This is a genomic window from Paenibacillus sp. FSL H3-0321 (assembly GCF_038002865.1).
In the GTDB taxonomy this organism is placed as follows: Bacteria; Bacillota; Bacilli; order Paenibacillales; family Paenibacillaceae; genus Paenibacillus_AQ.
Genome location: NZ_JBBODH010000001.1, coordinates 2,673,860 through 2,697,346 on the forward strand (window position 1 = coordinate 2,673,860; position 23,487 = coordinate 2,697,346).

The following is a 23,487-nucleotide window of genomic DNA, read 5'->3' on the forward strand; positions in this document are numbered from 1 at the left end:
GCACGTAACAAACTTACGTGCCTTATCAACTGTCTATGGAGGCCGTGCTACTGCTTGGCCGTTCTAGGTAAAATGTAGCTCCAGAAAATATTACTCAGCGCTTGTTTCTTCAGCAGCCTCTTCAGTTGCTTCAACTTCCACGCTGCTGGATACGAGCAGTTCAATGGTCTTGCGCAGCGAAATTTCTTCGTTCAAGCTGCTCAGGGAACCGTTAGCTGCAAGGATGCTGCGAATTTCTTCAGGAGAACGTTTGAAGGATTCAGCCATGGAAGCGAGCTCTTGGTTCACTTCATCTTCGGAAACTTCGATCTTCTCTTCCTTCGCGATCACTTCAAGCACCAGGTTGTTGCGGACGCGTTTTTCGGCATCGTCTTTCATTTGGCTCTCAAGATCTTCACGGGTTTGACCGGAGAAGCTGAGGAACATATCCATGTTCATGCCTTGTTGGCGAAGACGGTTGTCGAAATCGCGAACCATGTTTTGAACTTCACTGGCGATCATCGCTTCAGGAATTTCCACTTCAGCATTAGCTGCTGCTTTGTCAACTACTGCAGTTTCACGAACGCCTTTCAGCTCTTCCTGTTTGCGGGATTCAAGCTGTGCTTTCAGATCTGCTTTGTATTCTTCCAGTGTGTCGAATTCACTTACATCTTTGGCGAACTCGTCGTCCAGGGCAGGGAGCTGTTTGCGTTTGATTTCATGCAGCTTCACTTTGAATACAGCAGCTTTGCCTGCAAGGTTCTCTGCATGGTAAGCCTCAGGGAAAGTAACTTCTACATCCTTGAAATCACCAGTGGACATGCCTACAACCTGCTCTTCAAAACCAGGGATGAAGGAGTTGCTGCCAAGTTCCAGGGAATGACGTTCTGCTTGGCCGCCTTCGAACTGCACGCCATCTACAGAACCGTCAAAGTCGATTACAGTGATATCGCCATTAGCTGCCGCTTCATCTTCAACAACAACCAGTTCAGCATGACGTTCTTGCAGACGTTTCAGTTCGGCATCCAGCTCTTCTTCAGTAACTTCAGCTTTTTGAACCGGAACTTCCAGGCCTTTGTACTCGCCCAGTTTCACTTCAGGCTTAACAGTGATCTTCGCTTTGAAAATAAATGCTTGACCTTTAGCGAATTGCTCGATGTCCACTTCAGGACGGTCTACCGGGAAAATGTCGGTTTGCTCAACAGCTTCGCCGTAAACTTCAGGAAGAAGAATGTCGATGGCATCCTGGTACAGGCTTTCTACACCAAAACGGGATTCAAAGATCGGCCGAGGCACTTTACCTTTACGGAAACCAGGTACGTTTGCTTTCTTAACCACTTTATTAAAAGCTTTGTCGAGTGCTGCAGCTACGCGTTCTGCTTCTACTTCGACTTCAAGAACTCCAAGGTTCTTCTCTATTTTTTCCCAAGTTGCCTTCATAATATACTTTTCCCTCCAAAAATAGGTTACATGTTTACTTTAAATAATCACGCAATTCACGCACAGAATAACCATTATATTATATACAACATCGCTTTATTTATCAAGTAGAGAACTCTTTACAAATCCTTTGAGAGAACGATAGGCTCCTTCAAATTGAAAGCGCATGCCTCCCGTTATCCCGTACATCCCGCGCGTTTCTTCTTCCTGCCGCGTTCCGTTCAGGCTTTCTGACACCATTTGATGCAGTGCACCCGCCCAAATATCGAGCAGCGCATCCTCTCCGTCCAACAATTTTCGATATTCGGCCGAACCGTAAATCGACATGATAAATTGTCCCCAAAGCTCTTGGGCAAAATAATAAAGAGTAGGCTCATGAACCTCCGCCTGCTCAGCCACCCGTTCCATCACTTGGCTCACCTGCAGCGGGAAATCCTCATTTTGCAGCGGTACCGTCTCAATCTCCACAATCGACGCTTCCTGTCCGCGCATCAGCCTAATGGTTCCCTGTGCGCCGCGCCGCCGGAGGGTCTGCAGTGTACGGAATTGCAGCAGCGGATGAACCGTTGACTTTTCCAACCAGTCTGTCAGTGTCTCGTCTACATGTCCGCCCTCCAGATAAGAAAGCTGCTCCAGTGCCAGGATCGTCGCTTCGGACAGCGGCTCGTTCATGATACGCTTCAATAACTTATCAGGATAATCCGCATCCTCTTCCTGCTTCGATTTAGCCAGTATGCGGGCCATGTCCTCTTCCTTAAGATCCTGCTCTTCACCGGGAGCGGCATCTTGCGCATCTCCGCCCTGGGCAGCGTAAGGAAAGGCCGCCTCCAGCCAACTAAGGAGTGACTGCCATTCCTCGTAGTGCCGCTCTTCCTGACCTTGGCATTGCAGCAAAAAGCGCAGCAGTTCCATCGCTTCCCCGTAACGTTCACTCTCCAGCATCACCGTGAGCTGAATCTGATAGTAATCCAGCGTCTTCGGAAAAAGCACGACATTCTCTTTGGCGGGGGAATTCGAATGATTAATGAGGGCACCTCCTTTTCTCCGAACCTTAGTCAATTGTAGATTATAGCATATCCCGGCTAGGTTTCAAAAAAACATGTTGAAAAAGTCATCTATGTATGATAACATAATTTTTGCTTGCTTTTCGCTCAAGCTATTATGTCCCGGTAGCTCAGTTGGATAGAGCATGCGCCTTCTAAGCGCACGGTCGGGGGTTCGAATCCCTTCCGGGACGTCCTTTCAGAAACAGCCTTCCTTCGGGGAGGCTGTTTCTGCGTTCAGGCGAGCGGAGCCCGCTGCGGGCTGGCACGTCCAAGAACGCGATGCAGTTCGGAATTAGAATGTCGGGAACACGAAGTCAGCTGGACGTTGGCGTGTCCGGCAACGCAATGCCTCCTGACTGGACGTTAGGCATCAAGAATCGTGAAGCCCTCGGGGGTTCGTTTGACGTCTGGAACGACGAGTGAAGCCCGTTGGGGATTCGTTAGACGTTTGGAATGACGAGTGATGCCTGTTGGGAATTCGTTTGACGTCTGGAACGACGAGGGAAGTCCATTGGGTGAACTACCATATCTCTGAATGAGGTTCGTTGGGTGGCTGAGCGACCACAAACGAAAATACTAGTGGTTCAGTTTAGCGGCAACTCGGCTACTGCGGACTCAGGAGACGCTATTTAGTCAATTACCAGACATCCGGGGGAGTCGCGGACTCCAGAGTCGTTATTTAAAAGAAATTAACCTAAATCGGGGATTTCAGCACAAATAACGCCTCCTCAGTCCGGATGCGCCTAAAAACAGCCTGATCTTTAATAATAAGGCCCCCTGGGTCCGAAGCGGGTGAGCAATAGCACCTTTCGTCAGTAGATACAGATTCTGCTTGAATTCTTTCCGTTGTCCTTCCTCTAACACGTCAACTCCATGCATAAAAAGAAACAACCCCGCCTGATAACAAGCGGGGCATTTGCCTATTTACTAACTGCGTTTATCCTACTGGTTGAATTCACCTACCAACTGCGTTTATCCTACTGATTGAATTCACCTACCGACTGCGTTTATCCACTGGTTAAATTCACCTACCGACTGCGTTTATCTACTGGTTGAATTCACCTACCGACTGCGTTTATCTACTGGTTGAATTCACCTACCGACTGCGTTTATCCTACTGGTTGAATTAACCTACCGACTGCGTTTATCCACTGGTTAAATTCACCTACCGGCTGCGTTTATCTAGTGGTTAAATTCACCTACCAACTGCGTTTATCCACTGGTTAAATTCACCTACCGACTGCGGTTATCTACTGGTTAAATTCACCTACCGACTGCGGTTATTTACTGGTTAAATTCACCTATCAGTAACGGTTATCCTACTGGTGCGTTTCACCCGCTATCTGCGTTTACCTGCCGCCTAAGTTTCTCGACTACCTTCGTTTACGCAGGAATGTTAGCTGCGCATGTGAAAATCAAATCCCTCTATGGAAACGCCAGCTTGCCCATCACTGTCGGGCGGGACGCTCCTGTGGCCGAAGGAAGATTATTGGCGACTCCGTGCATGAAATCATTGCCCAGCAAGGCGAAAATAATCGCCTCCTTCGCGTCGTCGCTGAAACCCAGCACGCTTGAGGTTATTACAGCCTGTTCCGGCAGCTGTTGCTGAAGCATAGCCAGCAATGCAGCATTGTGCGCACCGCCGCCGCTGACGATGACCTCGTCAATTTCGCATACAGGGAATACGTACCTCAGATAACCTTCCGTTATCGTCCGCGCGGTAAATGCGGTGGCAGTGGCTACAATATCCGCATCGTTCAAGCAGCGTGCCCGGGCCAGGCTCACAAACTGTTCGGCATAAGCTTTGCCGAAGACTTCCCGGCCTGTAGACTTGGGTGGCTTCAGTGCAAAGTAAGGGTGCTCCATCATTTGATCCACCAGCACTTCATCTGGTGTTCCCTGCGCAGCCCACGATCCTCCGTCATCATAAGACATTTGTCCGCCGCTCAGCAGATATACAGTCTGATCAATGACCATGTTCCCGGGGCCTGTATCGAAGGCAAACACATCCTCCGGACCCGCTGCAGCAGGAAGTGCTGTACAATTCCCGATTCCTCCAATATTCTGCAGCAGCCGCCCTTTCTCCGGATGCCGGAACAGAATCAGATCTCCATAAGGTGCCAGAGGCGCCCCCTGCCCGCCAACTGCCATGTCACCCGGGCGGAAATCCCCGACCACAACCCGGCCGGTTCTCTTGGCCAGCACAGACAAGTCGCCAAGCTGGAGGGTGGAACGGACCAGAAGCGGATCATCGGCTGCCGCTTCCGGGATATGCCACACGGTCTGGCCGTGGGAGCTGATGAGATCAATCTCATCAAGCTCCATTCCGGCACTGCGTACCGCTTCTATGGCCGCCTCGGCAAACCGTTCCGCCAGATATACGTTCATACCACATACCAGGTCCACCGATGAATGTTCTATCGTGCATAGCTCCTTCAGCCGCTCCCGAAGCCCGTCGTCATAGGGTACAGAGGAATAATGCAGCAGTTCAGCCTTGGCAGCCAGTCCGCTTCCTTCTATTGAGACTATCGCTGCGTCAATGCCATCCAGCGAAGTGCCGGACATTAAACCAACAACGACAGATTTTTGTTTAGTCCAGAGCGGGCCAATCATAAGCTAAGGCCCCAGCCTGCCGGATATTTATCCCCGAGCGATACCGGCAGTCGTCCCTGAAATGGAATTTGCCCGAGCAATGCTTTGGCTGCACTTTCCAGCGCAAGCGGACGCCCTTCATATGCAGCGGCATAAGTCTCTATCTCCGGCATTGCCAGCAGGTCATAAGGATTGCGCAGGGCAACAACCGCAAGCGGCTTGCCAAGCGCCCGCAAGGATTCCACCAAATTGCATTGTTCGGGATTAAACTGCGCATTGTAGGTGCCCACAACGATCTGCTCAATGTCCTCAACCTGCGCTACCTCCAGCAGGTCCGCAGCATAGCTGGCAATATCACCTGCCGGAACGACACGGTCAATGCAATCCAGTCCATATTTACTAAGCATCGCACCAAGTCCCGCGGTTTCGCCAAAAGCTTCATCCACAAGAGTGGCTACTACAGGCGCTGCCGTAACTGCTAGCGTCTTCTTCCGTTGTAGGGGAAGCACAGAGGAATGATTGCGGACCAGGGTGATGCTGGCTTCACTGATACGGCGCGCCACTTCTACATGCGGAGGAGCTTCCAGCAGGCTGAGACCTGCATATGCTGCGGCAGAGCTGACCGCGTGTCCGTATTCAACATCCATCGCAGCGGAATTTGCAGCATGCTCGTCTTCCATCTCCAACAGTTTGGAACCCCCAGCACTTGTACCTTCTGCACTTACAGCACTCGCACCGCCTGCACTCACTGCTCCAGCGCCATCTGCACTCCCAGCACTCGTTCCTCCTGCACCCTCAGCACTTGTGCCTTCTGCACTCACTGCTCCAGCACCCCCTGCACCCACAGCTCCAGCACCGCCTGCACTTGCAGCCGAAGAATCCGCAGCATCGGCTTCCGCCGCACCAGCCCCGCCAACAGATCCGGCTGCGATCACACCCCGCTTCACCTTCAGCGCGAGCAGCCGCCGCACCGAATCGTCAATGCGGGTTTCGCTGATTCTGCCTTCAGCGACTGCATGAAGGATAGCCTCAATGGCAGCCAGCTGACGGTCAGCGCGATGGCTGATTAGAACGATATCAGCCCCGGCTTCAATGGCCAGCACCGAAGCTTCAACGGTGCCGTAGTGCTCGGCGATGGCGTTCATCTCCATGCAATCGGTCATGATAATCCCGCCGAAGCCCAGTTCTTCTCGTAGCAGACCGGTCAGAACCGCCTTCGAGAGCGTAACCGGAAGCTTCTCCTGTTCAAGTGCCGGGAAGTAGATATGAGCCGACATCATGGCATCCACACCTTCGGCAATTGCTCTGCGGAAAGGAACCAGCTCTACGCTGTCCATACGTGCCCGGTCATGTCTAACGGTTGGCAGATCCAGATGGGAATCCACATCGGTATCGCCGTGGCCCGGAAAATGTTTAGCCGTGGCCGCGACACCTGCATCCTGAAATCCGCGGATCGTCGCTGCGCCATAATCGGCTACCTTCTCCGGCGATTCGCCGAAGGAACGGACGCCGATCACCGGATTCCGGGCATTATTGTTCACGTCCAGCACAGGAGCATAATTCAAATTAATGCCCATGGCGCTCAGTTCCCGCCCGCTGATCAAAGCCGCCTGATAGGCATCCTCTACCGAACCGGCCGCTGCGATAGCCATTCCACCGGGCATAAGCGCCACGCCTTCAGTAATACGGGCAACCATACCGCCTTCCTGGTCGATGGAGATCCAGAGAGGAGCCTTGCCGCTTTCCGCTGCAGCCTGCTGCAACTCAGCGGTCATTCTGGCTACCTGCTCCGGCGTCTCTACGTTGCGGGCGAAGTAAATGACGCCGCCGATCCCGCCTTTTGCAACAAGCTCGCGAATTCCGTCGTCCGGCACAGCGGTTCCTTCGAAACCGCACATCAGCATTTGCCCGATTTTGTCACTGAGACTCATTTCGGCGACCACCACATCAAGGCCGCTCTCTTGTACCGCTGCCTCACGCCAATCCATTGCCACCGCCTGCCTTCCCCAAATCAGATTTTAGCTATTCATACAGAAGATAAGGCTTCCGCAACATCAGCCATCTTTCGCTTTCTTCCTGCCATTGTCCAATGATTTCCCGCAGCCCCTCTGCTGTGCCAATGCGCCTGCGCACCGCTTCGCCGCCGGTCAATAAATCAATGAAGTATCTCCCGCCTTCTTTCGGCGGAGCAAGCCACTGAAACTGCTCCGGATAGAGTGAACACACCTCATGCAGCATGGCAAGTCCGGTACGTACGGATTCATAAGCCTGCGGCTCAGTCACGAATAATCGCACACCGCCGCATAGTTCTCCTTGATGCTTGGAGAAGGTCGGTGTTGCATACACAGGATGGAAGTGCACACCCGGAAGCTGATGTTTCTCCATCGCTTCGGCAAGAAATGCCCCCTCCAGCCATGGTGCGCCAACCCACTCAAACGGACGGGTGGTTCCCCGCCCTTCTGAGAGATTCGTCCCTTCAAAAAAGCAGGTTCCAGCATAAACTCTCACCGTGTCAATCGTCGGCACATTGGGGGAGGGCATCATCCACGGGAGACCCGTGTCCATAAATTCCAGCTGACGATTCCAGCCTTTAAGCGGGACGACATCCAAAACACAGCCAATCCCTCTCTTGTCGTTCGCCATAAGCGCCAATTCCCCGATGGTCATCCCCGTGCGTATCGGCATGGACCAGGCGCCAACCATGGATTCGTAGCCAGCCTCCAAAAGCCCGCCTTCGCTGCCGGTTCCGCCAAGCGGGGCAGGACGGTCGAGTACGAGCAGGCTTTTACCGTTTTCCGCGCAGGCCTCCATTACGTACAGCAAGGTTGATAGATACGTATAAAACCGCACGCCCAGATCCTGAATGTCAAAAATAAGCGTATCCACCTCATCCAGCATCTCAGGAGCCGGCTTCTTATGCATCCCGTACAAGCTGTATACCGGAATCCCCAGCCCCGCGTCCAGCTCATCCGTAAATTTCACACCGGCTTGGTGCTGGCCGTATATGCCGTGTTCACACGCAAAAAGTGCCGTAAGTCTAGAAGATTCCAGACTCCGGCACACCTCCACACTGGAGCGGAAGTCCGCCGTTATGCCGGTAGGATTTGTAACCAGCCCGATCCGCCGCCCATCTAGCAGCGGGTGAGACAAACCCGAGGCCAGCCGGTCCACCCCGCAGCTCACCTGTAGACTCATAACCATTCACCTCCGGCAATGACGCCAGCGGAGCTATCCACCCCGCAGCTTACCTGTAAGCGCATGACAATCCCCCTTCCGGCATATAGGAGTACTGAGGACAACCGCTGTGCATTATCCTCCGTTTCATAGCAATCTCCCGCCTGCATAGAGCTCACTCGTCTCAGGCACACCCTCCTGCTCATCATCCTCATCGGGATGAAGTACATTGTAAGCAGCTTTATGCAGATAGACGGCAAGCATGCCGTTGAACAGCGCCATGAAACCTACTACAGTCACAGTCAGCATGATCCCCACAACCAGCGCCTGGAAGAAGGCCCCGATGGTATAAGCCGGATAACGGAGGAACAGCTTGACGCTTTCCCCCATGGCCTTGAAGATGCCCATTCGGCGCTGAATCACCAGTTGCAGCGTGTAGAATTGAGAGACAAGCGCCATAGCGACAAAATACGTCTGGAAAATGGCAATCGTCCAGCTTACCGCCCCGTCACGGCCTCCATAGAACCACCAGGTTGACCATAAAATCAGCACCAGCAGGGAGCATAGCAGACCGAACGCCACTGCCGGCCCAAAACCCTTGCGCGCACCGCTGAGCATCTCCCTGACACTCAGCTTCTTTCCTTCCGTTCTCCGGTGGTACGCATGGAACACACCGAAAAACAGCGGCATGTAAAGAAGCGGAATCAGGATAAATGACAACGCTATAGGCGCAAAGATGACCACTGGCACCAGCATAGCCGAACTGGCCAGACTGAGCAGCGCAATCGGCACAATCTCCCGGAATGACTCCACTCCCGTACTCACCAAGACTTGATTCAGTTTCTGCATTGCTTGTCTCCCCTTTCTACCTTGCAACCCTTATAACCAGCTTGTTCTACCAGACAATTCTTTCTTCAGTTGCCGGATCGAAATAACGTGCTTTGCTGAGATCGAAAATAAACTGCTTATCGAGATTATTGTAGGCTTTCGTCTCCGGATGAACCTTGGCGGTTACCGTTCGGCTGCCGATTTTAAAATAGACCAAATTCTCGGAACCCAGATGCTCTACTACCTTAATATGCGCCTGCATTTGATGTTCTGTAGAAACTCCCGGTGCGAAGTCATCGCCGTAGATATGCTCCGGGCGGATGCCAAGAATAATCTCTCTGTTGTTATAGCCTTGCAGACCGGCTGCCGCATCCTCTGACAGCAGGAATTCCGCACCATCAATAACTACACGTCCCTGTTCAATCCGGGCATCAATAAAGTTCATCGCCGGAGAGCCGATGAATCCGGCTACGAACATATTTTTGGGATTAGCATACAGTTCGGTCGGAGAAGCCACTTGTTGAATGACACCTTTATTCATAACAACAATCCGCTCACCAAGTGTCATTGCTTCTACCTGGTCATGCGTAACATATACAATTGTAGCGCCGAGACGTTTATGAAGCTCGCCCAGCTCAACACGCATCTGAATCCGCAATTTCGCGTCCAGATTGGACAACGGCTCGTCGAACAGGAACACCTGCGGATCACGCACAATCGCCCGGCCGACGGCCACACGCTGGCGCTGTCCTCCGGACAGCTCGCGCGGCTTGCGTTCCAGCATCTCTTCGAGTCCGAGAATGGTCGCGGCTTCCTGAACTTTTTTCTCAATATAATCCTTCGGTTTCTTCAGGTTCTTCAGTCCAAAGGACAGATTCTCACGGATGCTCATATGCGGATACAGCGCGTAATCCTGGAACACCATCGCAATATCGCGGTCTTTAGGATGAAGGTTGTTTACGATACGCTCGCCGATGATAATATCCCCGCTTGTCTGCTGCTCCAGGCCTGCGATCATCCGCAGCGAGGTGGTTTTGCCGCAGCCTGAAGGTCCGACGAACACAACAAATTCTTTATCATTAATAACAAAATCGGAACCCGCCACCGCAGTAAAGGTCTGCTTGTTCTGATCGTCAAATTGTTTGCGCACATTGCGGAATTCAACTCGTGCCATTGCTCTTCCCCCTCATATCTAACCCTGTGAATTTTGAGAATATCAACAATTAACCTAGCCTTTTACAGCTCCAATGGTAATGCCCTGCAGGAAATAGCGCTGCAGCGAGAAGAACAGAATCAGCATCGGCAGCGCACCAACTGTCGCCCCTGCCATAATCGCTCCGAAATCCGTAGACTCTGCGAATACAAAGGAAGCCAGTCCGACCTGGATCGTCCGCATTTCCGTCGAATTCGTAATCAGGAAAGGCCAGAAAAATTCGTTCCAGGAAGCGACGAAGGTGAAAATTGCGAGTACGGCAAGCCCGGGCTTTGCCAGCGGAAGAATAACCTTCCAGAAGATGCCGAACTCGCTGCAGGCATCGATCCGCGCCGCATGAATCAGCGAGGTCGGAAGAGAGGACATGTACTGCTTCATCAAAAAGATATTGCCAACCGTGATCGCCGTCGGCAGAATAATCGCGGTATAGCTGTCACCGAGATTAAACACGTTGACGATTAGAATATAGAGCGGAATCAACGTTACCTGTGCCGGGATCATCATCGTGCTGAGCAGCACCCAGAAAATCGCGTTGCTTCCGGGAAATTTCAATTTAGCAAAAGCATATCCCGCAAGGGAAGCGAAAAACACATTGGTAATGGTAAGGATCGATGAAATCAGCAAAGAGTTGAACAGCCAGCGCCAGGCCGCTGTTTTGGCAAAAAAACGGTCATATGGAGCGAGCGAGAAAGCCTCCGGCAGCATGCTTGGCCGGAAACTGGCGGATGCAGCAGAGTCCTGCACGGAACCGACAATCATCCAGTAAAGCGGAATAACCGTTACTATACTCCACACTACAAGACAAGCCACCGCCACCCATAAAAAGATGGTCTTTGATCTAGTTTTCATTACAGGTTCGCCCCTTCCATCCTAATACTCGACATCACTCGAGAAATATTTAAACTGAATGACAGAGACCAGGATAATCAGAAACGCCAGCACGAACGACTGCGCCGAAGCCAGGCCAAATTCATAAAACTGGAACGCCGTCTGGTAGATCAGATAAGCAATCGTCGTTGTCGCAAAGTTCGGCCCGCCCTGGGTCATCATGTACACCGAGATAAAGACCTGGAAGGAAGTAATGACTCCCGTTACAAGCAGATATAGAGTGGTCGGTTTCAGCAAAGGCCAGGTAATCCGTGTAAATTTGGTCCAGCCGCTGGCATGATCAATATCAGCCGCTTCATAGAGTGATTTCGGAACTCCGCCCATCGATGCCAGATACAGAATAATTCCCGCTCCGTGCGAGCCGAGCCAGTTCATCAGAATCAGCGAGAAGAGTGCAGTCTTGGACTGTCCAAGCCAGATCACCGGATCAAGGCCAAACCATTCCAGAAACCGGTTCAGAAGCCCGACATTCGTCGGATCAAAAATTGCCAGCCAGACGATCGATATCGTGACGCCGGACGCAACTGCCGGAAGATATAATGTAGCCTTGAAGAAAGTCTGCCATTTGGTCTTCATCTGGTAGATTAAATAGGACAGCACAAACGTAATGACAATATTAACCGGTACCGTGCACACCGTAAAAATAACGGTATTCCACATCGATTTCCAGAAGGTTGAATCCTGAAACAGCCGCTCATAATTGTCGAAGCCGATCCAGGTGGAGTTCATAATGTTGTACTGCTGGAAGCTCATGATCAAGGCAGATACGACCGGATATAGTGTAAACACCAGAAACAGCAGAACGGGTGCCAGGATAAACAGGTACGCCCATCCATATTCACGCCATAACCTGCCGGCGGAACTGCGCGTCCGCTTTGGCGCGATTGTCGTCATCCCTTTCCTCCTCCTCTTGTAAGAGAGGGCGCCAAATTCAACAAATGCGATGGGCGCCCCCCTTAGAAAACTACTTATTCAGCATTTGGCTTCCTTTACTGTTGAACTCTTTTGCGATAGCCTCAGGTGATTTCTCCCCGGAATACAGGGCTTGGATATTCGGTGTTACAACCTGCTCCTTGAACTGCTTCATTTGGGCTGCAATAGCGGTATCGAGCTTCAGTGTTACAGGCATTGCAATGTTCTCAGCCATGATCGCGGAAGCTTTGATTGTCTCTTCCGTTCCAAGCGCTTTGCCTGCAAACAGATCAGCTTGCGATTTACGTACAAACGGAAGCACCAGCTCATTGGAGGAATTACCGGCTTTAGCACTGCTCAGATAATCCAACACCAGGAATGTATTTTTGGCATGCTGCTCGCCTTTGTCATTTTTCTGTTTAAAAGCGATATAGCCTTCCGCGCCCATCGTAGTTTTGGCTGGAGCAGCATCATTGTGCGGAACCGGCAGCAGAACGAAATTAATTTTCTCGCCTGTGATCGTACCCGCATCAATATCCTTGTTCCGGTTCTGAATCATTACGTCATAATAAGGGATGGCTTTGGAAATAATGGCGGCTTGTCCGGCATAGAACATATCGGAACGTTTGGCCGGAGCAATGGCTGCGGTCTCTTTGGGCATGTAGCCTTTGTCCAGCAGGCCTTTAATGAAGCTCAGCGTGTCAAGAATACGTTCATCATTCCACTGGAAAGCACCGGATTCATCCAGAACATCAGGCATATTGTTGTTGCGGGACAGCATTTCAATGAAATCCAGCGATGTTCCGTCTGTCACCAGCGGATATTGGGTGGAACCGTCGCCCAAAGTCTTGGTCAGCTTAGCAGCAGCGGCTTCAAATTCAGACCAAGTCCAGCCTTTTTGCTGAATCGAAGCCCAGTCAATGCCTGCTTCTTCCAGAATCCGCTTGTTCCCGCCCCAGCCCCATTGGAACTGGTAGAGCGGCAGGCCGTATTGTTTGCCGCCAATCTGGGCGAGCTCCAGTGTTCCCGGAAGGTAGTCATTCTTGATGTCGTCCGTCATGTACGGATCCAGATCAAGCGCAAGCCCAGTGTTGACATAGGTGCCATCCACACTGTGGAAGTACAGATCAGGCGGGCTGCCGGCATTCAGGGCTACGTCGAATTTCTTCGGACCCTCCGCCCAAGACAGCACTTCCGTCTTCACGGTGATGTTTGGATGTTCTTTTTGAAAATCTGCTACCAGACCCGTTAGTTCATCCTCATAGGCTCCGTGCACCGGATAAGTCCAGACGTTAACGGTATCTTTGGCATCCGGGCTGCTTGCCGCCTCCTTGCCTCCGGAGTTGCCACATGCGCTGATCAGCATCATAACCAGTACCATACTAAGCAATAAACTTTTCTTCATTATTTCTTCTCCCCTTATTTTTCCGGCTACAGCCGTTTGATATGTTGTCTGCTCTTTTCCAGATAAGTAACGGACTGTTCATAATTCCGGCTTGCAACGGCGAGATATAAAATATCGATAAGATTAAGCTGTGTAATCCGCGAAGCCATCGCTCCGCTGCGGATTTCATTTTCGGTGGCGGAGGTGCAGAGCGGAATGTCCGCGCTCCGGCTTAGGGTGGAATTGCCATATTTCGCGATGCTGATCACGGTTCCCCCATTATCCTTCACAATGGATGCTGCCCGGATAACCTCTTTGGTCTCGCCGGAGTATGAAATGCATACAGCCACGTCGTCAGCAGTTGCGGTTATGGCGCTCGTTAATTGGACATGCGGATCGGCAAAAGAGAAGCTCATCTTATTAATCCGCAAAAACTTCTGCTGGGCATCCATCGCAATCAGGTTGGAGGCTCCCACTCCGAAGAAATAGATCACCTTCGCCCGGTCAATCGCTTCAACCGCCCGCTCAACCATGGCTTCATCCAAAATCGTGAGAGTATCCCGGATCGATTGAATATTATTATTGGATACATTCTGCATAATGGCTGAAATCGTGTCATTGGGACGAATCTCCTGGTAGCCAATGATTGCCGGATCTCTGCCCTGAAGATCACCGGCCACTTTAATCTTCAGATCCTGGTATCCCTTAAAGCCGATGGACTTGCACAGCCTGACGATTGCCGCCTGGCTGGATCCGCTCTTCGTAGCCAAATCAGCGATGGAGAGCTGGATCATTTCATCCGGATTCTGCAGGATATACGCAGCAATCTTGTGCTCCGACGGACTTAGTGTTTCATACAATTCCCGCAAACGAATCAAACCGCCATTCATTGGAATCGATGCACCTCCCTATAGAATAGAACTCTCTTTGAACCGACACCCCACAAAATAATGTTAGCTTTGTTAACTCATAAGGTTTGATATTCTCCCAAAACCTTGGATTGAATTCATTATATGAGTTGTAAAATAAAATTTCAACATTTATTTTTCTTGTGAAATTTTATTTTACTTTATGCTCTTCATCTCATATAATTAGTAAAAAATCAAAGTGGTGATTGATCGATGAAAGTGTTCTTAGGCCTTGACGGAGGTGGCACAAAGACCGATGCAGCCGCTTTGGATGAGCGGGGAACATTACTCGCCCGCTATATTGGAGGTCCATCCAACCCGCATAGTGCCTCCTTCGGGACAGCGCTTACAGAAATCATGTCAGCTATTGACGGATTGATAGAGAGACTGTCGATAAATGTCGATGAAATTGCAGCAATATGTCTCGCTGTGTCAGGTTTCTCCAGCATTGATGAAGAAACCCTCCTTAAGAGGGCCGTTCAGCAGCATCTATTGAAACAAGAACTATCTATTCCGGTGTTTATACAATCAGAAGGACAGATTTCTTTGATGGCCGCAGTGGGAAGCAATCACGGGGTGCTGGTCATCTCGGGTACCGGATCGATTTGCTACGGCTATCTTCCGGATGGATCCGGCACCCACACCGGCGGTTGGGGACATTACCTTGGAGATGAAGGCAGCGGATATCAAATCGGGCTCCGTACACTCAAAACGGTGATGCGCAGTTATGACAGTGTTTGTAAACCCACGATAATGACCGATATGATTATGGAGGAATACGGATTTAAGCTCATTACGGATTTGAAGGGATATATTTATATCCCTTCCCATTCCAAAGCAGAAATTGCCGCCTTCTCTAAGGTTTGCATTCAGGCGGCTGGAGCCGGAGATGCTGCTGCTATTGCCATCCTTACCGAAGAAGCTGCGTCCTTAAGCGATACCGCTGCGGCCCTGCTTCGCCGCAGCCCCACTCTGCAGAACTATCCCGTAGTGCTCAGCGGCTCGGTGTTCAGGTATTCCCCGATCTTCCGCGGGATCTTCTGCAGCAGCCTGCAGAAAACTTTTGGCGGGTTGAATTTCGTAGATGGGAGCCTTGGGGCTCCGCCATCCACCGGAGCAGCCATGACTGCACGCAAGCTGTTTAATGACTACAGACAAGAATAGACTGGCAGGAGGAAGAAACCTCATGAATCCTATTTTGGACAACCTGATTACAGAGCAGCTCAATGATAAAACAAGCGATATCGATAACCTCAGTTCCACTGAAATCATGGAGCTGATAAATAATGAAGACCGGCTGGTCGCCGAGTGTATTCAAGGGCTTATCCCGCAGATTGCCATCGCTGCGGACTATATCGTCCATGCCTTTCAGCAGGGCGGGAGATTGTTCTATGTAGGTGCCGGAACGAGCGGAAGAATCGGCATTCTTGATGCCTCCGAATGTCCGCCCACCTATGGCACAGACCCGGCTATGGTGCAGGGATTAATTGCCGGAGGGTTTCAGGCGATTAAAGATCCCGTTGAGGGTGCGGAAGACAGCGAGGAATTAGGCGCAGCCGATATCGACTCTTCCGGCATCACGGCGAAGGATGTGGTTATCGGCATTGCCGCCAGCGGGCGCACACCCTATGTTCTGGGGGCGATGAAACGTGCCGGAGAACTTGGAGCGGTTGTCATCGGCTTATGCAACAACCCCGGAACACCGATGGCAGGCCTCGGTCAACTAACCATAGAAGCAGTGGTTGGCCCGGAAGTCATCATGGGCTCTACCCGGATGAAATCAGGCACCACGCAAAAAATGATTCTCAACATGCTGACCACCACCGCCATGATCCGGATCGGGAAGGTCTACCGTAATCTCATGGTCGATCTGAATCCATCCAATAAAAAACTGGTGCACCGGGCCAAACGGATTATTGGACTGGCCACCGATGCTTCCGACGAACAGATTGAAGCGGCTTATCATGGCGCAGAAGGCCATGTAAAGACTGCCATTATTATGATATTGGCCAATGTGGATGCTGAGGAAGCGCGGAGCAGGCTGCTGGCTGCAGACGGATTCGTGCGCGGAGCATTGCAGTAGTCTGAACTTCATTCCTTCAGGACAACACGAACAAGCCTTTCCGGGTCCTTCCGGAAAGGCTTGTTCGCCATATCTAAGGCTTGGCTTCCATGCGGAGCTTAATCATCCGCACAGTTTCGATATCAAATATGATATTCTCTACCGGCTCCATAATATCCGCTGTAAAACGGTCGATCGTTACTTTGCCCATGTACATTTTGCGGACAGTAACACTCTGTTTGGCCTTCAGGAAAGACTGCGCCCCGCTCTCCCCGCCGACAAAATAGGCTAAAATGTTCCCTCCTGCCTCCAGCTTGGAACCACGGCAAACCGAAAACGTCTTATGAAACGTAATATTCCCCGAAGAAAACAATTCACTCTGCACAATGCCGTCCCGGTGGATGTTAATATCCCCATTCGATTTCAGTGTGCTGTTCTGGCATTTGCCGATATTAACCTCCACTTTGGATTCCTGCATCCGTGCCACACTAACATGCAGCTCCTCCAATATACCGATAACCCCACTGAGCGAAGTCTCCGTCAGGAAATCGACCAGCTGCACCGGCTTCAGGAACAGGTTGAGAAAATGCAGGGTCTGTTCCAGATCTTTATGAAAGGAAGCCTTCACCGTATCCAGCACCAAGAGGAGTTCCTTAATGAGCTGGGGGATTTTCTGAAACTTGCTTTCCAGCAGCAGCAGCACGGCCTGTCCGTACTTCACACTCTTTTTGTGGCTTTGTACGGCTTGTACGAGCATCTGAGTAGCATTTTGCAAGACCTTGCACTCCTCAATCAGCTGCTTGGAGAAGTTGTAGATCCGGTTGTACATGACGCCGAAATAACCGGAATAAAGCTTGCTGTTAACCACGTTTCCTTTCACTAGAATGCTCCCGGTAGCAGTAATTGTGGAGTTGTAGACACTTCCGGAAACATAGACATTGCCCAAGGATTCAATAATCATGTTGTCCTCTACATTGCCGCGGATAATCACATCGCCCGAGAAGATGATATTGCCGGTGTGGATGCTCACATTGCCGGGAACGAGGTATGAAGTGCAGATGTCAAAACATTTGACTTTGTCGCCAGTCACCCTAGGCCTGCCTTCGCGCAGGGCGCGAACCTCATTGTTGATCAGCAGCACTGTGTTATTCCTTGCAGTCACCGTGACATCAGCTGGCTCAGGCGGATAAAGAATTTCTCCATATACATCATAGCCGGGAATCCCTTCGACAACCGGAATCTTGCGGGCAATGACCTCACCGCGGATCACTGAAGGAATGCGGAGATGGCTGCGGTAATCCACCTGTCCTTCAATTTCACTAAATTCATTCTCAATCGTCTCGGAGAAAAACAATTCCAGATACGCATTCTCCCCAGGCACAGCCGCTCTCCCTTTGGCAGCAGTAATCGGCTGGTAAGTCGGATTCTGAAGTTCGGCATGAATACCGGAGATGTTCAGGTTCTGGATGATCTTCTTATGCTCAAAATCAACAATGATCTGATTCAGGCCGAGCATGCCGATGACATTCGCTGAATCCTGCGATGCTTTCACCTCTACTATGCTGGCTGTGAAATGGTCGTTTAATTTCCAGGGAAATCTTTTAGATCCAAGTAGGGTGAAAAAGGCCAGCAACCTGTCCTCGGAAACAGTAATGGTATAAAGCGGCGGTTCGACGATCTCCCATTCTATGATGTCTTGCGAGGTGACAGCTGACGGCTCTGTAAGCACTTGACCGTTTACATGAAGCAGCACCGGGAGCAGGGCCGATATCACTGCTGGGGATCCGCCTGAAAGCGGGTCCTGAACAAATATCTTTCCAGCCCGGACCAGCAGCCGTCCATCCCTTTCATTGTCGGAATTATCGTCTTCCATAAAAGATTCTTCGATGCTCACCTCACTCTCAATCCGTGAAAGCTCCAGCATGTTAATCAGTTTATTGAGTTCCTTCTCGGACATGTGCTCCGCCATCACTCGCACCTCCTGGTTAGGGACTAACTAATATGTAACTGCTTTCATTTTAGTATTATTAAGAATTTTAAGCAATTAACATTCGGGATTCTCTTCCCTTCCCTATCCGCCATACAAAAACAGACTGCACTCGCGGCATGAAGCTGCTGCTGGCAGTCTGTTTTTTTGTATTCATTGAATTTTAATTGTTCAGCGCCCCTTGCGGCGATTTCCGAGCCATAAAGGAAAGCGGAAGACAAAGTTGATCAGCAGGACCACGAAGACCAGCACCGCCGCCGATTTGTCAGCGATTTGCCGCGCGTCTTCGACAATGGCTTCGGATTGCACATACCAAAGATGCACAGCGAGTGTCTCTCCAGGCGAGAACAGATTAAAGTCCCACATTTCTCCGGAGGTGCTGAGTCCTGCGGTCAGAATAATAACCGCCGATTCGCCGAAGGCACGGCCGGCCACAAGGCAGACACCGGTGACAATCGACGACATGGCTACCGGAAGCACCACTTTGCGGATGACATGGAATTTGGTCATGCCAAGCGCATATCCGGCTTCACGGATTTCACGGGGAACCGCCTGCACAGCCTCCTCCGTCACCCGGGTCAGCATCGGCAGGTTAAGCAGCGCCAGGCTGACACCGCCGCCAAGAATCGTCAGGCCGACACCGAAGTATTCGGCAAAAATCGCCAGACCCAGCATCCCAAACACAATCGAGGGTACCGAGGACAACGACTCCACGCAGATGCGCAACGCGCCGGTAAAGCGATTGTCCGGGGCATATTCCGCCATGTAGATGCCGGCTCCGATCCCAATCGGTATGGAAATCAACAGCGAAATGAACAGGATGTAGAAGGAGTTGAACAGGACCGGTCCGATCCCTCCGCCGGGATCAATCTCCTCCGGCTGCTTGATCAGGAAATCGGGTCTAAGCGCCGGCAGTCCCTTGCTCAGGATCGTAAAGAGCAGCCAGAAGATCAGCAGCATCACGAGAGCGCCGAGGGTATAAAAACCAAAGGTCGCAATTTTGTTGCGCCGCTGGGCACGGGCAGTATAACGGGTACGTGTGAAACCGTTCATTACGCATCCCTCCTTTTCCGTCCCAAAATGCGGATCACCAGGATCAGCACAAAGGAAATGAGCAGCAGCAGGAAAGCCATCATATGCAGCGCATAGTTCCAGGTAGAGTCAAACTCCACATTGGAGATTTGCATGACGATATTACTGGTCAGCACAGATGATGGCGTGAACAGCGTCTTGGCCAGCTGCGGGGTATTGCCGATGACCATAACAACGGCCATGGTCTCCCCAACAGCCCGGGTCATTCCGAGGATGATGGCCGAGATGATGCCTCTGCTGGCCGCAGGCAGGATCACCCGCATAATGACCTGAAGGCGGGTTGAACCAAGGGCATAAGCGGCATCCCGGTATTTGCGCGGAACGGCAACAATAGCATCGTCGCTGATCCGGCAGATCGTCGGCAGCACCATCAATGCCAGAACGAGCGCAGCGGCGAGTAGTCCGTCACCCAGCCCTTCCCCGCTGACTCTGCGCAGAAAAGGCAGAAGGACCGTAAGCCCCAGATAACCATATACTATAGAAGGAATTCCGACGAGCAGGTCGAGCACTGGCCGGATAAAGTTCTTCATCCATTTCGGAGCAATTTCGGCACACAGCACGGCCATGCCTACGGAGATCGGCACGGCAATCAGCAGCGTCAGTGCTGTAAGCGACAATGTATTTACAATGAAGGCAGCAGCCCCGAAGGCATCCTCTTCCGGCGTCCAGTTAAAGGAGAAGAAAAATTCAGCCGGTGAGAGATGAGCGAACAGAAGCAGCGCCGTTTTGCCGATGAAAATAATAACAAGTCCAAGCACAAAGCAAAGCGCAAGAATGCTGAATATAAAATAATAACGGGATAAGGTATTGCTGATCAAATGTCTGCTGTGGCGTTTCTCACTGACTTTAACCTCGGATAGACCCTTTTGTGCCCTGGATGCCAGGCCCTGGACTGGTGCCCCCATACGTTCCCTCCTGTAAGCGGCCACCCCCGTGTGGAATCCGGGGCTGGCCGCATGTACCGTTCAATATAGTGAAGAATAATGACTAGGATTTCATTGCTGCGATCGGAATGAATTTAAGCTTTTTGAGCGAGCCGGTTTGGAACTTTTTGCTCTGAACATAATCGATGAACTCTTTGGTAACACCGGTTGGCTGACCTTTAGTCATGTAATAACCATAGGCCCAAATTTTGTACGAGCCATTGATTACATTGTCTGTAGATGCTTCAATGCCATTGAATTTCACGGCTTTGATGTCGCTGCCGCTTACATAGACAAGGTCGATATAACCGATAGCATTAGGTGTAGTCGCAACGGCTGTCTTCATATCACCGCTGGAACCGGTCTCCTTGTAGTTTTTTTCTTTCTTGACGATATCTCCGCCCGCAAGAGCTTTAGCCTGATAGTTTACGCGTGTACCGGAACCGAAAGCGCGGGTAATCACGACAATGTTCGCATCCGATCCGCCGACTTCCTTCCAGTTGGTGATTTTACCGGAGTAAATGCCTTGCAGCTGTTCCGTCGTCAGGTTGTCTACGCCCACATTCTTGTTCACGATGGTGGCGAAAGGAATGACAGCTACCTTGTTTGCTACTTGTCCGTCAAAAGCTTTAAAGCCCGGAACGTCAATGCTGGCATCCCAGTCACAAGCGCCGATGTCGGCGATGCCTTTCTTCACGGCCTGTGGTCCGGTAACGGAGCCTTTGCCTGAAGCAGCGATCTTCACTTTAGGGTGCAGCTTCTGGAACTCCTTGGCTGCTTGCAGCGTCAACGGCAGCAGCGCTGTCGAGCCGTTCACTGTGATTTTGCCTTTAAGCGTGTCAGCGGCGGCTGCCACTCCGGCAAACGATGCGGTTACCGCGATAACCGCGGTCAATGCTGTAACTGTAAATTTTTTAAAAATCTTCATGAGTAAAATCTCCTCCCGGCGGTTGCGCCGTTAAATGTTGTTGGTTCTGAAGCAGGGAATATAATCTTATTTCGACAGCTGCAGGGCTTTACCGTTCTGAACCAGCCAGAGCGTGCCGCCGCTAACGAGAGCTAGCTTGCTGCCGTCATGGGATGCAGAAACTTCAGTCACGTCTTCGGCTGTGCGGAACAGTTCACTCTTGGCCCCGTCAGCACTGATAGCGTAAATCACGGTACTTCCGTCCGCCGTCACAGCGGATACAACCAGACCACCACTTACACCAGCTGCCCAGTTCGCTTCGCCATCAAGGGCAATATTCGAGCTTTTGCCATCGGCTCCGATTGATTTCAGGCTGTTCGCCGCGTTGCCTTCGGGATCTGCACTCAGATACACAATGCTGCCGTTATTCAAAATTTCCGGGTAGAGCTTGTTATCCAGTTCAGTCGTCAATGCTGCCGGCTTCGCATCTTTGGTTATCAGATCCAGCTTGTACAGCTGTTCTCCAGCCTTGCTGAAATCTACCGTCAGCGAATCCTCGGTGCTGTCCGCATCATTTTTAGCTACACCGGTAACGTTGACGATATAGACCACGTTCTTCTCGTCGGCGGATACGCGGAGCTCGGATTTATTCTCTACTTTATCTTCAAGCAAGGTTTTAACCGTTCCGGTTTCCAGCGAAATTTGAGCAATCTTCTCCTGCTTGTCGCCCTGGATGAAGTAAATCTTCTTGCCGTCCTGCGACCAAACCAAATCAGTCTTAACACTGGTATCCTTGCCGAGCGGTGTGATCACCCCATTGAACAGATTGATCAGCTTAAGCTGGCCTGTCTCGTCACTAAACGCACCCCACTTCTGGTCAGCGGAAACGGCGATATCGACAGCTCCGTCATTGGAGGAGAACAGCTCATAATTCCCCGGCGTGTTGCTGAATTTCAAGAGCTGGGTTGTTTCCGCATCACTTTTATTGGCGATCAGGCTTCCATCCGCACTCCAGTGCAGTGTATCAAAATCACCTTCCGGAAGGGCAAAGCTGAGAACAGTAGCCGAATCCGCCTGCAGCTCACCGCCAAGACCAGTGACCAATTTTGTCAGTTCTACATAGGTTTTACCATTATAGAAAACAGGTGCTACAGTGAACTCCTGCTTGGTGCCATCTACCAGATAGCTTTTAGCCCCCGTTTGAATTTGTATAGTATGTAATCCTTTGCTGTCGTTGAGTTCAAAACCGCTGCTGCTGACTTTCACATGGGCTCCAAGCTCCCCGGCAACCTGACTTAACGAATATAATTTATAGCCGTTTTTGTCTATTGTGCTGAGTGCAACCGGTGTACCGTTCACAGTCCACGTAGTCGTACCTTCTTTGACTGCAGCTGACTGGACGGCGGCGGCCTCAGCGCTGTTACTTGTTGCCAAAACACTTACCACTCCTCCTGTTACAAGAAGCGAAGAAGCCAAAGCCGCACTCAACCATTTACTATTCTTCAATTAGATTCACCCTTTTCCCTTAGGTAACTGCTAATGTTATTTTCATCTACGAATGTCAATTCTGTTCTAGAGGAATGTTATGGAAATGTTAAGTGGGCCAAATCCTTAAGAATAAATAAAGCCGGCCCCGGAAACCTCTGGGTCGGCTTTATTAAAACTGGGGTTAAATCGGCAATATATGTAAAACAGTGTGAATATCTTAATTCTCGATCCACGTAACAATCACTTCGGCACCGCCCGGTTTCGTGTCCAGGCTGCTCCCTATAATAGAATAAGAGTAATCGCCCTGAACTTTGCCGTTAATAATCAGATTGTTCGAATCCACAATTTGTGTGCCCCGGTCCAGTTCCTTGGCCTTAACATACTCTTTATATGTACTACCTAGTGCGTCCATACTCTCTTCTGTCTCAAAGATCAGCATGGATGACTTCTTTCCGCCCACCAGCTCCCCATCCGTAAACGTAATGCCTGCACCCACAGGAATCGGAAAGTCCCCGGGCAGATATTCCGCCTGGTCCACACTTTCTTGCGCTAAGGTGCGAAAATGCTCACTGCCTGTTCCCGGACCGGAGCTGCTGCAACCGCTGAGACCCGCTGCAGTAAACAGCGCCAGCATGGGAAAAACGAACTTTTTGTTGAACATCAA

20 protein-coding genes and 1 tRNA gene are annotated in these 23,487 nt (G+C 51.0%); 4 read left to right on the top strand and 17 right to left on the bottom strand.

All coding sequences use genetic code 11. The features are described 5' to 3' along the window. Positions 1-90 precede the first annotated feature (90 nt). Positions 91-1,419, bottom strand: a complete 1,329-nt coding sequence (gene tig, locus MHI45_RS11740) for a trigger factor (RefSeq protein WP_341119081.1) — start codon at positions 1,417-1,419, stop codon at positions 91-93. A 96-nt stretch (positions 1,420-1,515) separates the two neighbouring features. Then, positions 1,516-2,409: a hypothetical protein gene (locus MHI45_RS11745; protein WP_445667502.1), complete on the bottom strand. Its 894-nt coding sequence runs from the start codon at positions 2,407-2,409 to the stop codon at positions 1,516-1,518. Positions 2,410-2,582: 173 nt separating this feature from the next. Here MHI45_RS11745 and MHI45_RS11750 point away from each other — a divergent pair. After that, positions 2,583-2,656: transfer RNA gene (locus MHI45_RS11750), tRNA-Arg, on the top strand. Between the two features lie 106 nt (positions 2,657-2,762). Next, complete coding sequence (locus MHI45_RS11755; protein WP_256718104.1) at positions 2,763-2,888, top strand: hypothetical protein; 126 nt, start codon at positions 2,763-2,765, stop codon at positions 2,886-2,888. A gap of 1,002 nt (positions 2,889-3,890) precedes the next feature. Here MHI45_RS11755 and MHI45_RS11760 read toward each other — a convergent pair. From MHI45_RS11760 to MHI45_RS11800, 9 genes are all read right to left on the bottom strand, one after another. Further along, the gene (locus MHI45_RS11760) at positions 3,891-5,078 is read right to left on the bottom strand and encodes an anhydro-N-acetylmuramic acid kinase (protein WP_076110728.1); all 1,188 of its coding nucleotides are present in this window, start codon (positions 5,076-5,078) and stop codon (positions 3,891-3,893) included. Continuing rightward, positions 5,075-7,045 carry a beta-N-acetylhexosaminidase gene (gene nagZ / locus MHI45_RS11765; RefSeq protein ID WP_076110729.1) on the bottom strand — a complete coding sequence of 657 codons (1,971 nt, stop codon included), beginning with the start codon at positions 7,043-7,045 and terminating at the stop codon, positions 5,075-5,077. Before nagZ ends, MHI45_RS11760 begins: the two co-directional genes overlap by 4 nt. 34 nt (positions 7,046-7,079) lie before the next feature. After that, positions 7,080-8,252: an exo-beta-N-acetylmuramidase NamZ family protein gene (locus tag MHI45_RS11770; RefSeq protein ID WP_076110730.1), complete on the bottom strand. Its 1,173-nt coding sequence runs from the start codon at positions 8,250-8,252 to the stop codon at positions 7,080-7,082. 126 nt (positions 8,253-8,378) lie between these two features. Continuing rightward, complete coding sequence (locus tag MHI45_RS11775; RefSeq protein ID WP_063848057.1) at positions 8,379-9,080, bottom strand: hypothetical protein; 702 nt, start codon at positions 9,078-9,080, stop codon at positions 8,379-8,381. A gap of 46 nt (positions 9,081-9,126) precedes the next feature. After that, the gene (locus tag MHI45_RS11780) at positions 9,127-10,233 is read right to left on the bottom strand and encodes an ABC transporter ATP-binding protein (RefSeq protein WP_038595838.1); all 1,107 of its coding nucleotides are present in this window, start codon (positions 10,231-10,233) and stop codon (positions 9,127-9,129) included. Between the two features lie 54 nt (positions 10,234-10,287). Continuing rightward, the gene (locus tag MHI45_RS11785; protein ID WP_038595842.1) at positions 10,288-11,121 is read right to left on the bottom strand and encodes a carbohydrate ABC transporter permease; all 834 of its coding nucleotides are present in this window, start codon (positions 11,119-11,121) and stop codon (positions 10,288-10,290) included. Positions 11,122-11,142: 21 nt separating this feature from the next. Then, entirely contained in the window at positions 11,143-12,054 is a 912-nt protein-coding gene (locus MHI45_RS11790; RefSeq protein WP_038595844.1) for a carbohydrate ABC transporter permease, read from the bottom strand. Between the two features lie 70 nt (positions 12,055-12,124). Continuing rightward, a complete protein-coding gene (locus MHI45_RS11795; RefSeq protein ID WP_076110732.1) occupies positions 12,125-13,477 on the bottom strand; it encodes an ABC transporter substrate-binding protein in 1,353 nt (450 codons plus the stop codon). 26 nt (positions 13,478-13,503) lie between these two features. Continuing rightward, positions 13,504-14,346: a MurR/RpiR family transcriptional regulator gene (locus MHI45_RS11800; protein WP_038595850.1), complete on the bottom strand. Its 843-nt coding sequence runs from the start codon at positions 14,344-14,346 to the stop codon at positions 13,504-13,506. 231 nt (positions 14,347-14,577) lie between these two features. Between MHI45_RS11800 and MHI45_RS11805 the strand changes: the two genes are divergently transcribed. Both MHI45_RS11805 and murQ read left to right on the top strand, forming a co-directional pair. Then, a complete protein-coding gene (locus tag MHI45_RS11805; RefSeq protein WP_076110733.1) occupies positions 14,578-15,528 on the top strand; it encodes a BadF/BadG/BcrA/BcrD ATPase family protein in 951 nt (316 codons plus the stop codon). Between the two features lie 22 nt (positions 15,529-15,550). Then, positions 15,551-16,447, top strand: coding sequence for an N-acetylmuramic acid 6-phosphate etherase (gene murQ, locus MHI45_RS11810; protein ID WP_076110734.1), 897 nt, complete (start codon positions 15,551-15,553; stop codon positions 16,445-16,447). Between the two features lie 73 nt (positions 16,448-16,520). On the opposite strand, the gene MHI45_RS11815 is transcribed toward murQ, so the two are convergent. The 6 genes from MHI45_RS11815 to MHI45_RS11840 form a co-directional block, all read right to left on the bottom strand. Next, positions 16,521-18,395: a FapA family protein gene (locus MHI45_RS11815; RefSeq protein ID WP_076110735.1), complete on the bottom strand. Its 1,875-nt coding sequence runs from the start codon at positions 18,393-18,395 to the stop codon at positions 16,521-16,523. Between the two features lie 189 nt (positions 18,396-18,584). Beyond that, positions 18,585-19,466: a phosphate ABC transporter permease PstA gene (gene pstA, locus MHI45_RS11820; RefSeq protein WP_038595858.1), complete on the bottom strand. Its 882-nt coding sequence runs from the start codon at positions 19,464-19,466 to the stop codon at positions 18,585-18,587. Next, complete coding sequence (pstC, locus tag MHI45_RS11825) at positions 19,466-20,410, bottom strand: phosphate ABC transporter permease subunit PstC (RefSeq protein ID WP_038595859.1); 945 nt, start codon at positions 20,408-20,410, stop codon at positions 19,466-19,468. Before pstC ends, pstA begins: the two co-directional genes overlap by 1 nt. An 82-nt stretch (positions 20,411-20,492) precedes the next feature. After that, complete coding sequence (locus MHI45_RS11830; RefSeq protein WP_076110736.1) at positions 20,493-21,356, bottom strand: phosphate ABC transporter substrate-binding protein; 864 nt, start codon at positions 21,354-21,356, stop codon at positions 20,493-20,495. Positions 21,357-21,422: 66 nt separating this feature from the next. Then, on the bottom strand, positions 21,423-22,769 hold the full coding sequence (locus MHI45_RS11835; RefSeq protein ID WP_076110737.1) for a stalk domain-containing protein: 1,347 nt from the start codon (positions 22,767-22,769) through the stop codon (positions 21,423-21,425). 271 nt (positions 22,770-23,040) lie between these two features. After that, positions 23,041-23,484, bottom strand: coding sequence for a hypothetical protein (locus tag MHI45_RS11840; protein WP_076110738.1), 444 nt, complete (start codon positions 23,482-23,484; stop codon positions 23,041-23,043). Positions 23,485-23,487 lie beyond the last annotated feature (3 nt).

What these genes read in the sequence shown, in the direction of transcription:
- murQ (WP_076110734.1), top strand. Translation starts at nt 15,551, where the DNA reads ATGAATCCTATTTTGGACAACCTGATTACAGAGCAGCTCAATGATAAA.
- pstC (WP_038595859.1), bottom strand. Translation starts at nt 20,410, where the DNA reads ATGGGGGCACCAGTCCAGGGCCTGGCATCCAGGGCACAAAAGGGTCTA.
- MHI45_RS11775 (WP_063848057.1), bottom strand. Translation starts at nt 9,080, where the DNA reads ATGCAGAAACTGAATCAAGTCTTGGTGAGTACGGGAGTGGAGTCATTC.
- MHI45_RS11785 (WP_038595842.1), bottom strand. Translation starts at nt 11,121, where the DNA reads ATGAAAACTAGATCAAAGACCATCTTTTTATGGGTGGCGGTGGCTTGT.
- MHI45_RS11760 (WP_076110728.1), bottom strand. Translation starts at nt 5,078, where the DNA reads ATGATTGGCCCGCTCTGGACTAAACAAAAATCTGTCGTTGTTGGTTTA.
- MHI45_RS11770 (WP_076110730.1), bottom strand. Translation starts at nt 8,252, where the DNA reads ATGAGTCTACAGGTGAGCTGCGGGGTGGACCGGCTGGCCTCGGGTTTG.
- MHI45_RS11755 (WP_256718104.1), top strand. Translation starts at nt 2,763, where the DNA reads ATGTCGGGAACACGAAGTCAGCTGGACGTTGGCGTGTCCGGCAACGCA.
- MHI45_RS11780 (WP_038595838.1), bottom strand. Translation starts at nt 10,233, where the DNA reads ATGGCACGAGTTGAATTCCGCAATGTGCGCAAACAATTTGACGATCAG.
- nagZ (WP_076110729.1), bottom strand. Translation starts at nt 7,045, where the DNA reads ATGGATTGGCGTGAGGCAGCGGTACAAGAGAGCGGCCTTGATGTGGTG.
- tig (WP_341119081.1), bottom strand. Translation starts at nt 1,419, where the DNA reads ATGAAGGCAACTTGGGAAAAAATAGAGAAGAACCTTGGAGTTCTTGAA.
- MHI45_RS11790 (WP_038595844.1), bottom strand. Translation starts at nt 12,054, where the DNA reads ATGACGACAATCGCGCCAAAGCGGACGCGCAGTTCCGCCGGCAGGTTA.
- pstA (WP_038595858.1), bottom strand. Translation starts at nt 19,466, where the DNA reads ATGAACGGTTTCACACGTACCCGTTATACTGCCCGTGCCCAGCGGCGC.
- MHI45_RS11840 (WP_076110738.1), bottom strand. Translation starts at nt 23,484, where the DNA reads ATGTTCAACAAAAAGTTCGTTTTTCCCATGCTGGCGCTGTTTACTGCA.
- MHI45_RS11800 (WP_038595850.1), bottom strand. Translation starts at nt 14,346, where the DNA reads ATGAATGGCGGTTTGATTCGTTTGCGGGAATTGTATGAAACACTAAGT.
- MHI45_RS11795 (WP_076110732.1), bottom strand. Translation starts at nt 13,477, where the DNA reads ATGAAGAAAAGTTTATTGCTTAGTATGGTACTGGTTATGATGCTGATC.
- MHI45_RS11805 (WP_076110733.1), top strand. Translation starts at nt 14,578, where the DNA reads ATGAAAGTGTTCTTAGGCCTTGACGGAGGTGGCACAAAGACCGATGCA.
- MHI45_RS11815 (WP_076110735.1), bottom strand. Translation starts at nt 18,395, where the DNA reads ATGGCGGAGCACATGTCCGAGAAGGAACTCAATAAACTGATTAACATG.
- MHI45_RS11830 (WP_076110736.1), bottom strand. Translation starts at nt 21,356, where the DNA reads ATGAAGATTTTTAAAAAATTTACAGTTACAGCATTGACCGCGGTTATC.